Origin of the sequence: Enterobacter cloacae complex sp. ECL72 (assembly GCF_019056635.1) — a bacterium.
GTDB lineage: Bacteria > Pseudomonadota > Gammaproteobacteria > Enterobacterales > Enterobacteriaceae > Enterobacter > Enterobacter hormaechei_C.
In genome coordinates this window covers 4,055,197-4,069,278 of record NZ_CP077659.1, presented here as the reverse complement: position 1 = coordinate 4,069,278, position 14,082 = coordinate 4,055,197, and the positions used below count along the sequence as shown (strand labels likewise).

General features: G+C 54.5%; 13 protein-coding genes. 3 read left to right on the top strand and 10 right to left on the bottom strand.

The features are described 5' to 3' along the window. Positions 1-10: 10 nt before the first annotated feature. Genes KTH07_RS19630 through rfaQ form a run of 3 tightly spaced genes read right to left on the bottom strand, consistent with a single transcriptional unit; the run spans position 11 to position 3,308 of the window. Positions 11-1,111, bottom strand: a complete 1,101-nt coding sequence (locus tag KTH07_RS19630; RefSeq protein WP_023302884.1) for a glycosyltransferase — start codon at positions 1,109-1,111, stop codon at positions 11-13. 2 nt (positions 1,112-1,113) lie between these two features. Continuing rightward, a complete protein-coding gene (locus KTH07_RS19625) occupies positions 1,114-2,241 on the bottom strand; it encodes a glycosyltransferase family 4 protein (protein ID WP_015570036.1) in 1,128 nt (375 codons plus the stop codon). Next, on the bottom strand, positions 2,238-3,308 hold the full coding sequence (gene rfaQ / locus KTH07_RS19620) for a putative lipopolysaccharide heptosyltransferase III (RefSeq protein ID WP_032620679.1): 1,071 nt from the start codon (positions 3,306-3,308) through the stop codon (positions 2,238-2,240). Before rfaQ ends, KTH07_RS19625 begins: the two co-directional genes overlap by 4 nt. A gap of 150 nt (positions 3,309-3,458) precedes the next feature. Between rfaQ and KTH07_RS19615 the strand changes: the two genes are divergently transcribed. Then, entirely contained in the window at positions 3,459-4,412 is a 954-nt protein-coding gene (locus KTH07_RS19615) for a polysaccharide deacetylase family protein (RefSeq protein ID WP_017693960.1), read from the top strand. Between the two features lie 38 nt (positions 4,413-4,450). On the opposite strand, the gene KTH07_RS19610 is transcribed toward KTH07_RS19615, so the two are convergent. The 5 genes from KTH07_RS19610 to rfaD are packed head-to-tail and all read right to left on the bottom strand — an operon-like array spanning position 4,451 to position 9,437. Further along, positions 4,451-5,350: a glycosyltransferase family 2 protein gene (locus KTH07_RS19610; RefSeq protein WP_032620678.1), complete on the bottom strand. Its 900-nt coding sequence runs from the start codon at positions 5,348-5,350 to the stop codon at positions 4,451-4,453. Positions 5,351-5,355: 5 nt separating this feature from the next. Next, positions 5,356-6,465: a glycosyltransferase family 9 protein gene (locus KTH07_RS19605; protein WP_017693958.1), complete on the bottom strand. Its 1,110-nt coding sequence runs from the start codon at positions 6,463-6,465 to the stop codon at positions 5,356-5,358. 3 nt (positions 6,466-6,468) lie between these two features. Continuing rightward, positions 6,469-7,452, bottom strand: a complete 984-nt coding sequence (gene rfaC, locus KTH07_RS19600; protein WP_023302889.1) for a lipopolysaccharide heptosyltransferase RfaC — start codon at positions 7,450-7,452, stop codon at positions 6,469-6,471. Between the two features lie 3 nt (positions 7,453-7,455). Next, on the bottom strand, positions 7,456-8,502 hold the full coding sequence (gene rfaF / locus KTH07_RS19595) for an ADP-heptose--LPS heptosyltransferase RfaF (RefSeq protein ID WP_015570031.1): 1,047 nt from the start codon (positions 8,500-8,502) through the stop codon (positions 7,456-7,458). Between the two features lie 2 nt (positions 8,503-8,504). Further along, the gene (gene rfaD, locus KTH07_RS19590) at positions 8,505-9,437 is read right to left on the bottom strand and encodes an ADP-glyceromanno-heptose 6-epimerase (RefSeq protein WP_003860858.1); all 933 of its coding nucleotides are present in this window, start codon (positions 9,435-9,437) and stop codon (positions 8,505-8,507) included. 213 nt (positions 9,438-9,650) lie between these two features. On the opposite strand from rfaD, the gene kbl reads away from it, so the two are divergent. Then, complete coding sequence (gene kbl / locus KTH07_RS19585; RefSeq protein ID WP_015570030.1) at positions 9,651-10,847, top strand: glycine C-acetyltransferase; 1,197 nt, start codon at positions 9,651-9,653, stop codon at positions 10,845-10,847. A gap of 9 nt (positions 10,848-10,856) precedes the next feature. Continuing rightward, on the top strand, positions 10,857-11,885 hold the full coding sequence (gene tdh / locus KTH07_RS19580) for an L-threonine 3-dehydrogenase (RefSeq protein ID WP_017383610.1): 1,029 nt from the start codon (positions 10,857-10,859) through the stop codon (positions 11,883-11,885). 27 nt (positions 11,886-11,912) lie between these two features. Here the strand turns inward: tdh and KTH07_RS19575 are convergent, their stop codons facing one another. Continuing rightward, positions 11,913-12,827 carry a hypothetical protein gene (locus KTH07_RS19575; protein WP_023302890.1) on the bottom strand — a complete coding sequence of 305 codons (915 nt, stop codon included), beginning with the start codon at positions 12,825-12,827 and terminating at the stop codon, positions 11,913-11,915. A gap of 15 nt (positions 12,828-12,842) precedes the next feature. Then, positions 12,843-14,048: a glycosyltransferase gene (locus KTH07_RS19570; RefSeq protein WP_017693957.1), complete on the bottom strand. Its 1,206-nt coding sequence runs from the start codon at positions 14,046-14,048 to the stop codon at positions 12,843-12,845. Positions 14,049-14,082: the final 34 nt, after the last annotated feature.

Genomic DNA, 14,082 nt, shown 5'->3' with positions numbered 1-14,082 from the left:
TGAAACCTGATTATTTTTGGTTGTCGACCAAAGCAATGTATTGCTGGCAAATGGCGTTGATACCGAACGATGCGATCGTTTCGCGATCAACAACCGGCGGAGAGGCATACAGTTCTGCCAGTGTTTTCGCCAGTGATTCGTCGGTTAACGCTGTCAGACCACGCGCCAGGGGGCCAGTAAGGATCTCAGCAGGGCCGCCAGGGCAGTTTGTACTCACCGGTGGGGTCTGACAGATAATGGACTCTACCAGTACATTACCAAAACCTTCGCAGTCGGAACTTAACACTAAAAGGCGTGCCCCTTTGATCCACGGGTAGGGGTTGGTTTCGAACGGGCGGAAGACGATCTTGTTTTCAATTCCCAGCTTAGCGGCAAGCTGTTTGAGCTGATTTATTTTCGCGTCAGAACCTTTGCCCATCAACACCAGCGATGCGTCGATCTTGCTCAGCGCGAACGCCCGCAGCAGCCTGTCGTGACGTTTGTGTTCATGAAAACGGCCAACATGGATAATGTAATCCTGCCCCTGCATCTCAAAGGGCGCTTCCGCCAGACGCTGAATTTCAGGGATATCAAAGGGGTTATGGATAACCGCTTTGCGCCGCAGGGGGATCGCGAGTACTTCAGACAGATCGTGCAGCACGGCGCCGGATACCGCCACCACGTTGCGGTTTTCATAGGTATGACGGATTTTATAATGCTTAAACCAGCGAGAAAGCCCGCTGCGATGGCGCAAATAGGAGAAGGAGAACATCCCGTGTACGCAGAACCAGACCTTATCCCGATCCAGCACGCGGCTGTGCGCCACGATACGGTCGGTTTTATGCAGATGTGAGAACACGACGTCAAATTTACCGCTGCGTTCTGCCTGCTCGATGGCGCGATCCAGCAAACGGGCGCGACGCGGGATCTCGGTCAGCTTCCGCCAGGGTTTTTTACAGGTATCCTGCACAACCTGAAAATCGATGCCTTCTGGAATGGCGTAGTCGCACACCTTCCGTAAGGAGAAAAGGGTGACCTGATGCCCCACTTCTGTCAGTCCGCTGGAGAGGGTAAGAACCGTCTTTTCGGCTCCTCCACCGGGTAAACCATCAATAATCATTAGGATGCGCATTATTAATCCAGTAATTTTTGATAAAGCGAAATAAGCTGACTTGATAGTTTTTCAGGGGTTGCTTCTCTGACGCGTTCACGCGCCGCAAGCCCCATATTGTTATTTTTCTCCAGTGAAGGGATGGACATGACGGCCTCCTTCAATGTGTGGATATCAAGTGCATCACAGTAAAACCCGTTCTGGCCTTGCTCAATAAATTCTGAACCACCGCAACTCTCTGACGTAATGACGGGCAATCCACAGGCCATTGCTTCAAGTATGACGTTAGGGAAAGGATCATACAGCGTCGGCAGCAGTAAACCATCAGAAAGCTGATAAAACGGCAGCGTCTCTTTTTGCATCCCCAGGAAACGGATTTGCCCCTCACAGCCTAATGAACGGGCGAGGTCGCGATAACGGCTTTCCGCTTTATCCTGACCGACCACAACCAGCCACGCCGAGGTTCCTGCTATAGCCCGAATAGCGCTTGCCAGCCCCTTGCGTTCAAATCCTGAACCCACGAAGCAGAAAATGACGGCATCAGCGGGTAAGCCAAATTGCTGACGCAGTACAGCGCGTTGTCTCTCTTCTGCCGGAACGAAGCGGCTGGAATCTATTGAATTATAAATCACATGTATCTTTTTTGCGTCAATATCAAAGTCTTCGACGATTTCGCGCTTGATCATCTCCGCATTACAGATAACGGCTTTCAACTCGGGAGCCTGGTACATTTCACGTTCTGCGTGCATCACGTAGCGGTGATAGCGATCGTGCATAAGCAGCTTCGCGCGCCAGGCGGGAAGAATACGCGTACGCTGTAGCAGCCAGCGTCGATGTACACCATCCCCGGCGCGGTAAATATCGCAGCCCGGAATACGTTCGTGGCTCTGGACAATATCAAACTGCTGTTGCTGCCACAGCGCGCGTGCGGCGTGTGCAAAGCCGCGCTCACGGCTGATGCGGCCCCACTTTCGGGGATCGCAAATATGAATATGCCAGTCGTCCTGCTTTTCGCCCTGCCACTCGCGGGTGATGACGTTGAGCTCAAGATTTTGATTGCTCAGCGCGGTAAGTGCCCTGGAGACAAAACGTTCTGCTCCCCCATCCGGACGATATTTTTGGCGCACAATGGCCAGACGATGAAGCTTCATTGCAGGTATCTCCTTGCGGCGGAGACGACAGCATCAACGGGGATGGCGTCGAGATAACGTTCCGTCGTTTTTGTATCAATGGCGTCAGGGTTGGGAAGCGGGCCGTAGTTACCTGCCCAGATGACCTCTCCGCTAACCTGCCATGGCGACCAGAACGTCAATTTTGACGGGCCAAACAGCGCCACGCAGGGCGTCTGAAGGGCGGCGGCCATGTGCATGGGTACGGAGTCAACGCCAATGAACAGGATCGCGTGATCGATTAGCGAGGCCAGTTGGCGCAGGGTTAACTGGCCTGCCAGTGATACAACACCCGTCTGCGGGGAGGCGGCAAGAATGCGGTCAATCATCGCCAGCTCTTTCTTATCCGGTCCCGCCGTGAGGACGATAGTGTGGCCGTCCTGCTGCAACGCGGCGATAGTTTGCGCCATTTTGCCTTCATCCCAGCACTTAAAGAACCAGCGTGAAGTGGGTTGAATAACGATGTAGCGGTCTCCCACGCCCTTTTGCGACAGCTTTTGGTGAGCATGGCGCCAGTCATCCGCGCTGTAAGCCATGGTCACGGTAGGGTTGGCCATTACCGGCAGCGCTGACAGTATGGAGAGATTTTGTTCAACGGTGTGCAACGACTGATGGCTGGCGACCGAGACCAGTTCACTGTGACAAAAACGCCAGAAGGCATTATTGCGCTTGTTAAAAGCGAACCCGAGCCGAATCGGTGCACCGGTGAAGCGGGTAACAATCGCGCTGCGCCACTGATCGGCAAGATTGATCACCAGATGATAATGCTGAGCGCGTAAAGCACGAAGCAACTGCCACTCTTTTTGCAGGTGCTTCAGCGTCCCCAGCTGCTTCCATTTACGATCGATACCATAGATCGTCCTGATTGCCGGATGCGCGGCGAGCATGTCTCGCGTCTCTTCATAGAGAAGCACGTCGATTTGGGCTTCAGGCCATTTCTGGCGTAATGAATTGATGACGGGGGTGGTGAGTAACATGTCACCATGATGGCGAAGTTTGATCAGTAAAATGCGCAAATCAGGCGTGTCAGGTAAGTTATTCATCATCATCTTATCGGCGTTGTACTATTGGCAATTCTAATAGACCTGGTAACGACTTGCACTCTTTCTCCATAATGTCAGGAATTTCCCTGGAAGGGTTTACTCCTGCTTTCGGGCGTGCGTAACATAGCGCTAACTATTTTGTCTTGCGGGCTCATTATGAAAAAACCAGCGTTTATCATCACGATCGATACCGAAGGGGATAATCTCTGGCAGAACCACCGGGTGATCAAAACGGAAAACGCGCGCTACCTGGCGCGGTTTCAGGCGCTTTGTGAACGCTTCGGCTTTAAGCCCGTCTGGCTGACCAACTACGAGATGGCAGTCGAACCGGTATTCATTGAGTTCGCGAAAGAGGTCATAGCCCGCGGCCAGGGTGAGGTGGGAATGCATCTCCATGCCTGGAATAGCCCTCCGGAGCACGATCTGACCGGTGATGACTGGCGCTGGCAGCCTTATCTGATTGAGTTTTCAGACGAGGTCATGCGTGAGAAAGTGCTCTTCATGACCCGCTTACTGGAAGAGACTTTCCAGACAAAAATGCTCAGCCATCGCGCCGGGCGCTGGGCATTCGACAGCCGTTACGCCCAGTTGCTGATTGAGCTGGGGTATCAGGTAGATTGTTCCGTTACGCCGCGCGTGAACTGGCGCAACGCGAAAGGTGCCCCGCAGGGTAAGGGCGGAACGAATTACCAGCATTTTCCCGATCGTGCCTACTTTTTGGACGTAGACGACATTTCCCGGCCGGGAAACAGCCCTCTCCTCGAAGTGCCGATGAGCATCCAGTATAAACACCCGGCATGGCTGAATTCCCTGAAGCAGGGTTATGATCGTCTGCGCGGTAAATACCGTTCTCCGTCAGTTAACTGGTTACGTCCGTCCGGAGGAAATGCGGCGGAGATGATTAAGGTTGCGCAGCAGTGCCTGGCTCAGGGGAATGACTACGTGGAATTCATGCTGCATTCGTCGGAATTTATGCCTGGCGGGAGCCCTACTTTTAAAGACGAGGTCGCGATTGAGGGGCTGTATCAGGATCTGGAGCAGCTCTTTACCTGGTTATCAGATAAGACCGTGGGGATGACGCTGGCGGAGTTTTACCAGTACAAAAAATAGTTATGCCCGCCAGGCGGGCTGAGCCGTTAGCCGTGGTTTTATTTTTTCCATAACGCCTCAATAACCCTTTTTTTGTAGCTAAAACGAACATCGGTGGACAGGAAAAAAGACAATGTATACATGGTCTTTACGCGTTGTTTCACGAGCTGCAATTGTTGGTCTGTCAGACAGGACCGATGGTTGCTGTAAATATCAAACCAGTGGCAATTGACGAGATGTTTGTAGCGTGACGGAAATGTTCTTTCCATCTGTAACGTGCATTCGACAAGCGTTGAAATTTTGCTGGCGTCCAGACTGCTCGACAAACTGTCGCGACGCTTGATGTAATAATAATGCCCCTGGCGTTGATAGGCTATTTTGCTCGATTGCATCAACATTCCCGGGAAGACAGCGAAATCCTCATAACATAACATCGGAGGTATGGGATTTTTCTCGTAAAGACTACGATGAATAAACTGGCCAATGAGATGTGCCTGAAAGTCTTTATGACGTAAGAAACGAGCAATTGCTTCATGTTGTGACAATGGCACAGGATTAAATCCCTGCCAGTCTGAAGTCATTCTCCGGGGATCGCGAATCTCAAGCAAACGTGTCAGTAACATATCCGGACGTTGCGCTTTCAGGTAGGCCATTGCGTCCCTGAGGCTGCCCGGCTTTAAGCAATCGTCACTGTCGAGCATCGTAATATACTCACCCGATGCCAGCGCGACAGCGCTGTTTCTTACCCGGCCTACGTTACGAAAGTTCACGTTGCGCGTTATGATCTGAGGAAATTTCGGCGACCACTCATCAATTATTGCCTGCGTGGCATCCTCAGAACTGTCATTGAAAATAATAATTTCAGTGTCCTGATCGGTTGCTGCCAGCAGGCTTGAAAGCGTGGCGTGCAGCGTAGCTTCAGCGTTATGCGCAGCAATAATGACGCTTAAAAAAGCCATAAAAATTAGTTTCCTTGAGCGTCGGTAGCGCTAGCCAGTGAGCGGGCTTTTGGTAATGTACGGATAAACTGCTGAAGATCGTGTAACGCGGAGTCAGTGACAGAGAATAGCGCTTCCCGTTCTTGCGGGAAGTAATAGCGCGTTTCAAACACATAAGAACAAATGTTATCGTCATTCCCGATCAGCATCACATTGCCAAGCGGACGCTGTTCATAGTGACAACACGGTCCAAACAGCAGGACCACCGGCACGCCGACGGCGTCTGCGATGTAGACATTCCCCGAGTCAGACGCGATATAGCAGTCCATCTTAGAAATGGCCCAGGGAAGCTCTTCCAGCGAAATTTTGCCAATAAGATTGATAAAATTGGGGATGTCACCGTAAAGACGGGTGATATCGTCCATCCACGACTGTTCGTTTGGCGCGCCGAAGACATAAAACTCGCAGGGTAAATCAGCGAGTTGATCAACAATCCGCTTCCAGATAACCGGAGGGACGGTTTTGGCTTTATTGCCCGCCGCAATACTGATGCCGATGCGGATAACGCCAGGTTTATCAAGAATGGCCGGCCAGGTCGTCGGCTTGAAGAGTGGCTTTGTGGCGTGCTTGGGAGAGTCTTGCCACGTGAGCGAGCGGTCGGCCAGTTTCAGGTAGTTCGTCACCGAAAGCGTTTTTTTGCCATGCTCAACGGTACCGTCGGCCGCGAGATAGAAAATCCCGTGATACCACCTGCGCGTGTAAATGCTTAAAAATTGTTTGTTTTTGGCATTGCAGACGGCGGCAAAAAAGAGGTTCACGCTGTTGGGCTGTAGCAGGTAGACGTTGTCGTAGCGGTTCATGATCCTGCACGCGAAGCACAGTTTACGCCACAGGTTGCGCTTATGCTGCTCAATAAAATAGATCTGCTCAATAGTCTCATCATGCTTCGCCAGCGCGCCAACGCTGCGACTGATCAACACATCGCTTTTTTGCAGATATGCCAGAAGAGGCGTCGCATTAATAAAGTCACCGATTTTGGCTGTCTGAATGACAAGGTTCTTGCCCGTGTCCTTTCGAAACAGCTTCCGGATGAGTTTCACCGGAAAGAGTAAAATCAGCAGAAATACATAACTCATGGGTTAAATATCCCTGTTGGAAAGCCGATGGCTGCCCTGTAAAAATGAAAAAATAGCATCTGCGCTAATATCCTTCGTTTGTTGCGTAGGGCTGACCATCTGATGCTGGTTTTTACCGTAACCCCCGATCAACCCCGGATCGGTCGGGCCGAAAATCGTGATATTAGGACGATCCAGTGCGGCGGTTAAATGGCTTAACCCTGTATCCACAGAAACGACGGCGTTAGCGCCCGCCAGCTGTGCGGCAACCTGCGCCAGCGTGAGTTTGGGTAACACCTCGACGTGGGAAAAACCTGCTGCCAGACGTTCCGCTCGCTGCCGCTCATGTTCAGCGCCCCACGGGAGTTTAATATGGATACCGCAAGGTTGCATTAGTTCAATCAGCCTTCTCCAGTGCGTTTCCGGCCAGTGCTTATCGTCGCGCGTTGTGGCATGCAGGAAGACCAGATAGGGCGCGATATCCTTGTCCGTTTCGCGCAGAAAATGCTGTGCGATGGCGTAGTCACCCTGGAGGTCGGGTTTTGCATAGCCGAGACTCTTAGCGAACAGCTCGCGGGTACGTTCCACGGCGTGCTGCTGCTTCGCAATATGGTGGCGACGATTATAGAACAGGCTCGCCAGCGGTTCGCGGGCGGTTTGCCAGTCCATGCCGTGCTTTACGCCGTGCGCCAGACGCGTGACCAGCGCGGCGCTTTTCACCAGCCCCTGGGCGTCGACGATCGCGTCGTAACGCCGGGCCTGCACCGCTTCGCGGAAGGCTTTGCGTTCGGCTTTAATCGGTGCGGAGAACCATGCTTTGCGCCAGCGGCGAATGGCCACCGGGATCACGCGATCAACCGCTTCATGCCAGGTGGGGATCTGCGCGAAGCCTTCTTCCACCACCCAGTCAAAACGGATGCCGGGAATGGCCCGCATGGCGTCCGTCAGCGACGGCAGCGTATGCAGAACATCACCCATTGAGGAGGTTTTAACGATCAATACCCGCATCCGTTATCCTTCTTCGCTCAACAGCAGTGCGTTGAGTTCTTCGAGAACACGCTGCGGGGTAATGTCGATCAGGCTCTGATGGTAACCTTCTGCGGCATCGCCTTTGCGCACCTTGTGGTAGCCGGTGATCAAACGGATCACGCGCGCCTTGTGCGACAGCGGCGGCGTGAAGTCCGGGCTGCTTGGGCCATACAGCGCGACCAGCGGGCGGTCCAGCGCGGCGGCGACGTGCATCAGGCCAGAGTCGTTACTGACCACGGCCTTACAGGCAGCAATCAGGATAACCGCCTGCTCGAGCTGCGTTTCCCCGGCCAGGTTTCGGCACCATGCCTGTTGCTCGGTGCTCAGCGTGGCGAGAATTTCATTGCCCGCCTCATGGTCTTTCGCCGAGCCAAACAGCACAATCTGATAGCCTTCATCGATAAGCTGTTTCGCCAGCTCTGCATAGTGATAGTGCGGCCAGCGTTTTGCCGGACCGAATTCTGCGCCAGGGCAGAACCCAATCATCGGGCGTTCGGACGAAATGCCAAATGCGTTGCAGGTGTGGGATTTCTCCCCATCGCTTACCTGGAGCTGCGGCCACAGCAGCGGCTGCGGCAGATCTTTCGCGCTGCGCATCACGCCTTTGTCGTAGGCCAGCGCCACGTAGCGCTCCACCATCAGCGGCCAGGCCTCTTTATCCAGCACCCGGGCGTCGTTCAGCAGGCCGTAGCGCATTTCACCGCGCCAGCCGGTACGGTGCGGGATGCCCGCAAAGAAGGGCACAAGGGCGGATTTGAAGGAGTTAGGCAGCACGTACGCGCGGTCATAGCGTTTCTCGCGCAGGCTGTGGCCGAGTTTGCGGCGTTCACCGATTTCCAGCGCGCCGTGTCCGAGCGGCATCGGGATCGCCTCGTTCACTTCCGGCATACGCGATAACAGCGGACGGCACCATGCGGGTGCCATCACGTCGATTATCGCCTGGGGATAACGCGCCTTGAGCGTGCGATAGAGACTTTGCGACATCATCATGTCGCCCACCCATGACGGGCCGATCACCAGAATTTTCATGCTTATGCGTCGCGGTTCAGCCAGGCCATATATTCCGTTACGCCTTCGGCAACGGTCTTGAACGGCTTGTCGTAGCCTGCGGCGCGCAGGTTAGTCAGGTCCGCCTGGGTGAATGCCTGGTAGCGGCCTTTCAGCTTATCCGGGAACGGAATGTACTCGATGCTGCCTTTCTTATGGTACGCCAGCGTCGCGTCTGCCACCGCCTGGAAGGATTCCGCGCGGCCGGTGCCCAGGTTGAAAATGCCGGACACGCCATTTTCCAGGAACCACAGGTTTACTGCCGCCACATCGCCCACGTAGACGAAGTCACGCTTGAAGCCGTCGCTGCCTTCGAACAGTTTCGGGCTTTCGCCGTTATTTAATTGGGTGTTCAGGTGGAACGCCACGCTCGCCATGCTGCCTTTGTGGCCTTCGCGCGGCCCGTAGACGTTGAAGTAGCGGAAGCCGACAATCTGCGAGTTCGCTTCTGGCAGGATCTGACGTACGTACTCATCAAACAGGAATTTGGAGTAACCGTAAACGTTCAGCGGCTGCTCATATTCGCGGGATTCGATGAAATCTGAAGTGCGCCCACCGTAAGTTGCCGCGGAAGAGGCGTACAGGAACGGAATTTCACGCTCCAGGCAGTAGTGCAGGAGCTCTTTGGAGTACTGATAGTTGTTATCCATCATGTACTTGCCGTCCCACTCGGTGGTGGAGGAGCAAGCACCTTCGTGGAAGATGGCTTCGATCTCGCCGAACTCTTCACCCGCCATAATCTGGATAAGGAAGTCTTCTTTATCCATGTAGTCAGCGATGTTCAGATCCACCAGGTTCACGAACTTGGTGCCGTCTTTCAGGTTGTCCACCACCAGAATGTCGGTGATGCCTTTGTCATTGAGGGCCTTAACAATATTGCTGCCGATAAAGCCCGCGCCGCCAGTAACGATGATCATAACTGTAACCTTTGAAGTATGAGTCGGGGAATATCCCGAACGCTAATCTCTTTATCATATCATCACAATGCTCAGGCTTCAGCCATTCACCGATATGCAGCAGGGGTACGCGTGATTTATGCTGCAAAAACGAGAAGAGATACTGCGTCATCTCGTCATGAACTATTGGTTTGGGTAATATGTGCCAAAATTTGCCGAGTCTGGAGAATTGCAATGCGTGGTGATTTTTACAAACAGTTAAACAGCGACCTCGACACCGCACGTGCGGAAGGGTTGTTCAAAGAAGAGCGTATTATCACGTCTGCCCAGCAGGCGGACATCACCGTTGCCGACGGCAGCCATGTGATCAACTTTTGCGCGAACAACTACTTAGGTCTTGCGAATCACCCTGAGCTAATTGCCGCGGCGAAAAACGGCATGGACACCCACGGTTTCGGTATGGCCTCCGTTCGCTTTATCTGCGGTACGCAGGACAGCCACAAGCAGCTTGAGCAAAAGCTGGCGAACTTCCTCGGAATGGAAGACGCGATTCTGTACTCCTCCTGCTTCGACGCCAACGGCGGTCTGTTTGAGACCCTGCTCGGCGCAGAAGACGCGATTATCTCCGACGCCCTGAACCACGCCTCCATCATCGACGGCGTACGCCTGTGCAAAGCGAAGCGTTTCCGCTACGCCAACAACGACATGGTGGAGCTGGAAGCGCGCCTGAAAGAGGCCCGTGAAGCAGGGGCTCGCCACGTCCTGATCGCCACCGACGGCGTGTTCTCCATGGACGGTGTGATCGCCAACCTGAAGGGCGTGTGCGATCTGGCGGATAAATACGACGCGCTGGTGATGGTGGATGACTCTCACGCGGTCGGTTTTGTCGGCGAAAACGGTCGTGGCTCCCACGAATACTGCGACGTAATGGGCCGCGTGGATATCATCACCGGTACGCTGGGCAAAGCGCTCGGCGGCGCGTCTGGCGGCTACACTGCCGCGCGTAAAGAGGTGGTCGAGTGGCTGCGCCAGCGCTCCCGCCCGTATTTGTTCTCCAACTCCCTGGCGCCGGCGATTGTGGCTGCCTCCATTAAAGTGCTGGAGATGGTGGAATCCGGGGCTGAGCTGCGCGACCGCCTGTGGGCTAACGCCCGCCTGTTCCGTGAAAAAATGAGTGCCGCAGGATTCACCCTGGCCGGTGCCGATCACGCGATCATTCCGGTGATGCTGGGCGACGCGGTTGTCGCGCAGAAATTTGCTCGTGAGCTTCAGAAAGAAGGGATTTACGTGACCGGGTTCTTCTTCCCGGTGGTACCAAAAGGTCAGGCGCGTATCCGCACCCAGATGTCTGCGGCGCACTCGCCTGAACAAATTGAACGTGCGGTGGAAGCCTTTACCCGCATCGGCAAACAGCTGGGCGTCATTGCCTGAGGACGTATGATGAAAGCGTTATCCAAACTGAAAGCGGAAGAAGGGATTTGGATGACCGACGTGCCGGAGCCGGAAGTCGGTCATAACGATCTGCTGATCAAAATTCGTAAAACCGCCATCTGCGGTACTGACGTTCACATCTACAACTGGGACCAGTGGTCACAGAAAACCATTCCGGTACCGATGGTTGTCGGTCACGAATATGTCGGCGAAGTGGTGGGTATCGGCCAGGAAGTAAAAGGCTTCAACATTGGCGATCGCGTCTCCGGTGAAGGCCACATTACCTGCGGTCACTGCCGTAACTGTCGCGGTGGGCGTACCCACCTGTGCCGCAACACCGTCGGCGTGGGCGTGAACCGTCCGGGCTGTTTCGCGGAATATCTGGTGATCCCGGCGTTTAACGCCTTCAAAATCCCGGACAATATCTCTGACGATCTGGCCTCCATTTTCGACCCGTTCGGCAACGCGGTACACACGGCGCTCTCCTTCGACCTGGTGGGTGAAGACGTGCTGGTTTCCGGCGCGGGCCCCATCGGCATTATGGCGGCAGCCGTGGCGAAGCATGTGGGTGCGCGCAACGTGGTGATCACCGACGTGAACGAATACCGCCTGTCGTTGGCGCGCAAAATGGGCGTCACCCGCGCGGTGGATGTCTCGAAAGAGAGCCTGACCGATGTGATGGAAGAGCTGGGCATGACCGAAGGCTTTGACGTGGGTCTGGAGATGTCCGGCGCGCCACCGGCGTTCCGCACCATGCTCGACACCATGAACCACGGTGGCCGTATCGCGATGCTGGGTATTCCACCGTCAGATATGTCCATTGACTGGAACAAAGTCATCTTCAAGGGGCTGTTCATTAAGGGCATCTATGGCCGTGAGATGTTCGAAACCTGGTACAAGATGGCCGCGCTGATCCAGTCCGGTCTGGATCTGTCCCCGATTATCACTCACCGTTTCTCCATCGATGAGTTCCAGCAGGGCTTTGACGCAATGCGGTCCGGCCAGTCAGGGAAAGTGATCCTGAGCTGGGATAAGTAATTAAAAAGGGGCCAGCGGCCCCTTTTTTTACTGATTCTTTTTCTCTTCGTCCGTCAGGTAACGCACCTTGCGGGTGTAATCCTGGCCTTTGAACAGCAGCCTGTTATCCGGCGATTCCAGATACTTCTGCCATTCGGAAAGCGGGAAACCACCGTGCGCGCCAATCACCTCTTTCGGCACAACGGCTTCCTGACCGCCGATCTTCTTGGAGACCGGCCAGTTCATCCAGTCACCGAGGTTAACCGTTTTTACATCCAGCATGTCCAGCAGCGCAGCGAGCGGCAGCTGATCGGTCGGCGGCTGCGTGTCGTCCATCAGCTCCCAGGTATCCTGGAACAGCGTCAGCCACAGCGGGCAGATACGGCGCCAGGTCTTTTTGGTGGCGGCAAGAAACGCGCCGTTAACGTGATCGACCAGATACGGACGCACCGTTTCTTTGTAATATGCCGGCACTTTCTCCGCTGGCGCGCCGTCCAGCTTGGCAATCATTTTGCCCTGACGGAAGCTGGAGTAGATGTGCATATCCGCCATGTTGATCTCTGGCATTTTAAGCAGGTTGAGATCGGAGTCGATCATCAGCACACCTTCACCGCGCGCCTGCAACGGAGCGTTAAGCTTCACCAGACGACTGAGGTAGATCTGCTTATAGCGGTAACCTTCTTCACGTTTTGGAAGCGTGAGGGTAACAACGCGGGTTTTTGGCGGCAGCTCGCCGAAAGCGGATTCAGGCTGATCGCTGACGATAACAATCTCGCTGACGTCGGTGGCATAACGCTCTGCAAAGGTCGCTGACAATAACGCCTCTTCGACGAAATCCGCGCCCGTACACGGGATCACAATGGAATCCACCGCAACGAGATCGCGCGTGACCGGAAGGGAAGCGTAAGGAATGTTATGACGCCCGGTAATGTGGCGGTAGCGAGCATTCAGGAATTTAAACATGTTCTTCTCGTTTGGTTATTGCGCGCCAAGAACGGCCTCGACACCGTTAACATAGCTTTCAATGGCATACATGTTGCAGACATTCTGGTGTGCGGCAGCGGCGAGCCGGGCGCGCAGAGCAGGATCCTGCCAGATATTATCCAGATGTTGAGCAAGTTGCGACACGTCGCTCCAGGGAAACAGCAGGCCGGTCGACTCATGATCGATCAATTCTGCCGTGCCGGTCACCTTTGAACCAATCACGGGAATATTCAGCAGCATTGCCTCCAGCACGACGCGCGGCAGGCCTTCGCTCTTCGAGGCCAGAATAAATGCGTCAAAGGTGGCGAGATAGTCAAAAGGCGTGTTCTGGAAACCGGTAAAAATGACGTGCTCAGCAATACCCAGCGCGTCAGCCTGTGCCGCCAGTGCGCCGCGCTCCGCCCCTTCACCGACCAGCACCATCTTCCATTTTGCCTGCGGGTGCCTCTGGCTGAACTGTGCCAGCGCCTCCAGCGTATGGTGGTTGGCTTTGCGAGGGATTAGCGAGCCAATGCTGCCGAACACAAACGTGTCGTCATCAATGTTCAGACGCTGGCGCATCGCGCGTCGGTCGGGCAAAGGCTGGTGGATGTCGATAGCATTGTTGACCGTGGTACACAGCGCTGGCCGGACGCCATGCTGAAGCAACACGCGTTCAACGCCGTGCGAGACGGCGATGATTTTTGTGGCATGGGCATTGACCAGCTTCACCAGCGGCGGGGTCAGCACCGGTTCAATCCGGCAGTGCTGGATTATCCGCGCATGCAGGTTTGCGCCCGCCAGATACCCTTCTTCGTTAGAGCCTGGCTGGTTGTTCATATACAGCGTATCGAATCCACCTTCCCTGAAAATGGTCTCGATCTTGCTGACGTTGGGGCGAATGCGCCACAGGGTATCGATATGCCGCGTAAATGCTTTGCGCGCTGAACGCGAGAAAAACAGCAGACCACGTCCCGCTTCTTTCAGTAGTTTTGCCCATGCCGGTTGCTTACGTTGAGGGATAACGAGTAGCGGGATCCCAATGCTATTGAGCACTTGGCCAATCGTTTGACCTTCAGCACGACTATAATCACTGTAAAAACAACAAGTAATGTCGAATTTGTCGCGGTTGATTCGCTTCAGAAGCTCAAGCATACTGTTGGTACCTCCCCCCCATTCTTTGCCCGTGTCCAGGAGGAGGATTTTACGTTTTTGCGGCATGTCTGAATCCGTATGCTACCCTTCATCTGACCGC

What these genes read in the sequence shown, in the direction of transcription:
- KTH07_RS19630 (WP_023302884.1), bottom strand. Translation starts at nt 1,111, where the DNA reads ATGCGCATCCTAATGATTATTGATGGTTTACCCGGTGGAGGAGCCGAA.
- KTH07_RS19625 (WP_015570036.1), bottom strand. Translation starts at nt 2,241, where the DNA reads ATGAAGCTTCATCGTCTGGCCATTGTGCGCCAAAAATATCGTCCGGAT.
- rfaQ (WP_032620679.1), bottom strand. Translation starts at nt 3,308, where the DNA reads ATGATGATGAATAACTTACCTGACACGCCTGATTTGCGCATTTTACTG.
- KTH07_RS19615 (WP_017693960.1), top strand. Translation starts at nt 3,459, where the DNA reads ATGAAAAAACCAGCGTTTATCATCACGATCGATACCGAAGGGGATAAT.
- KTH07_RS19610 (WP_032620678.1), bottom strand. Translation starts at nt 5,350, where the DNA reads ATGGCTTTTTTAAGCGTCATTATTGCTGCGCATAACGCTGAAGCTACG.
- KTH07_RS19605 (WP_017693958.1), bottom strand. Translation starts at nt 6,465, where the DNA reads ATGAGTTATGTATTTCTGCTGATTTTACTCTTTCCGGTGAAACTCATC.
- rfaC (WP_023302889.1), bottom strand. Translation starts at nt 7,452, where the DNA reads ATGCGGGTATTGATCGTTAAAACCTCCTCAATGGGTGATGTTCTGCAT.
- rfaF (WP_015570031.1), bottom strand. Translation starts at nt 8,502, where the DNA reads ATGAAAATTCTGGTGATCGGCCCGTCATGGGTGGGCGACATGATGATG.
- rfaD (WP_003860858.1), bottom strand. Translation starts at nt 9,437, where the DNA reads ATGATCATCGTTACTGGCGGCGCGGGCTTTATCGGCAGCAATATTGTT.
- kbl (WP_015570030.1), top strand. Translation starts at nt 9,651, where the DNA reads ATGCGTGGTGATTTTTACAAACAGTTAAACAGCGACCTCGACACCGCA.
- tdh (WP_017383610.1), top strand. Translation starts at nt 10,857, where the DNA reads ATGAAAGCGTTATCCAAACTGAAAGCGGAAGAAGGGATTTGGATGACC.
- KTH07_RS19575 (WP_023302890.1), bottom strand. Translation starts at nt 12,827, where the DNA reads ATGTTTAAATTCCTGAATGCTCGCTACCGCCACATTACCGGGCGTCAT.
- KTH07_RS19570 (WP_017693957.1), bottom strand. Translation starts at nt 14,048, where the DNA reads ATGCCGCAAAAACGTAAAATCCTCCTCCTGGACACGGGCAAAGAATGG.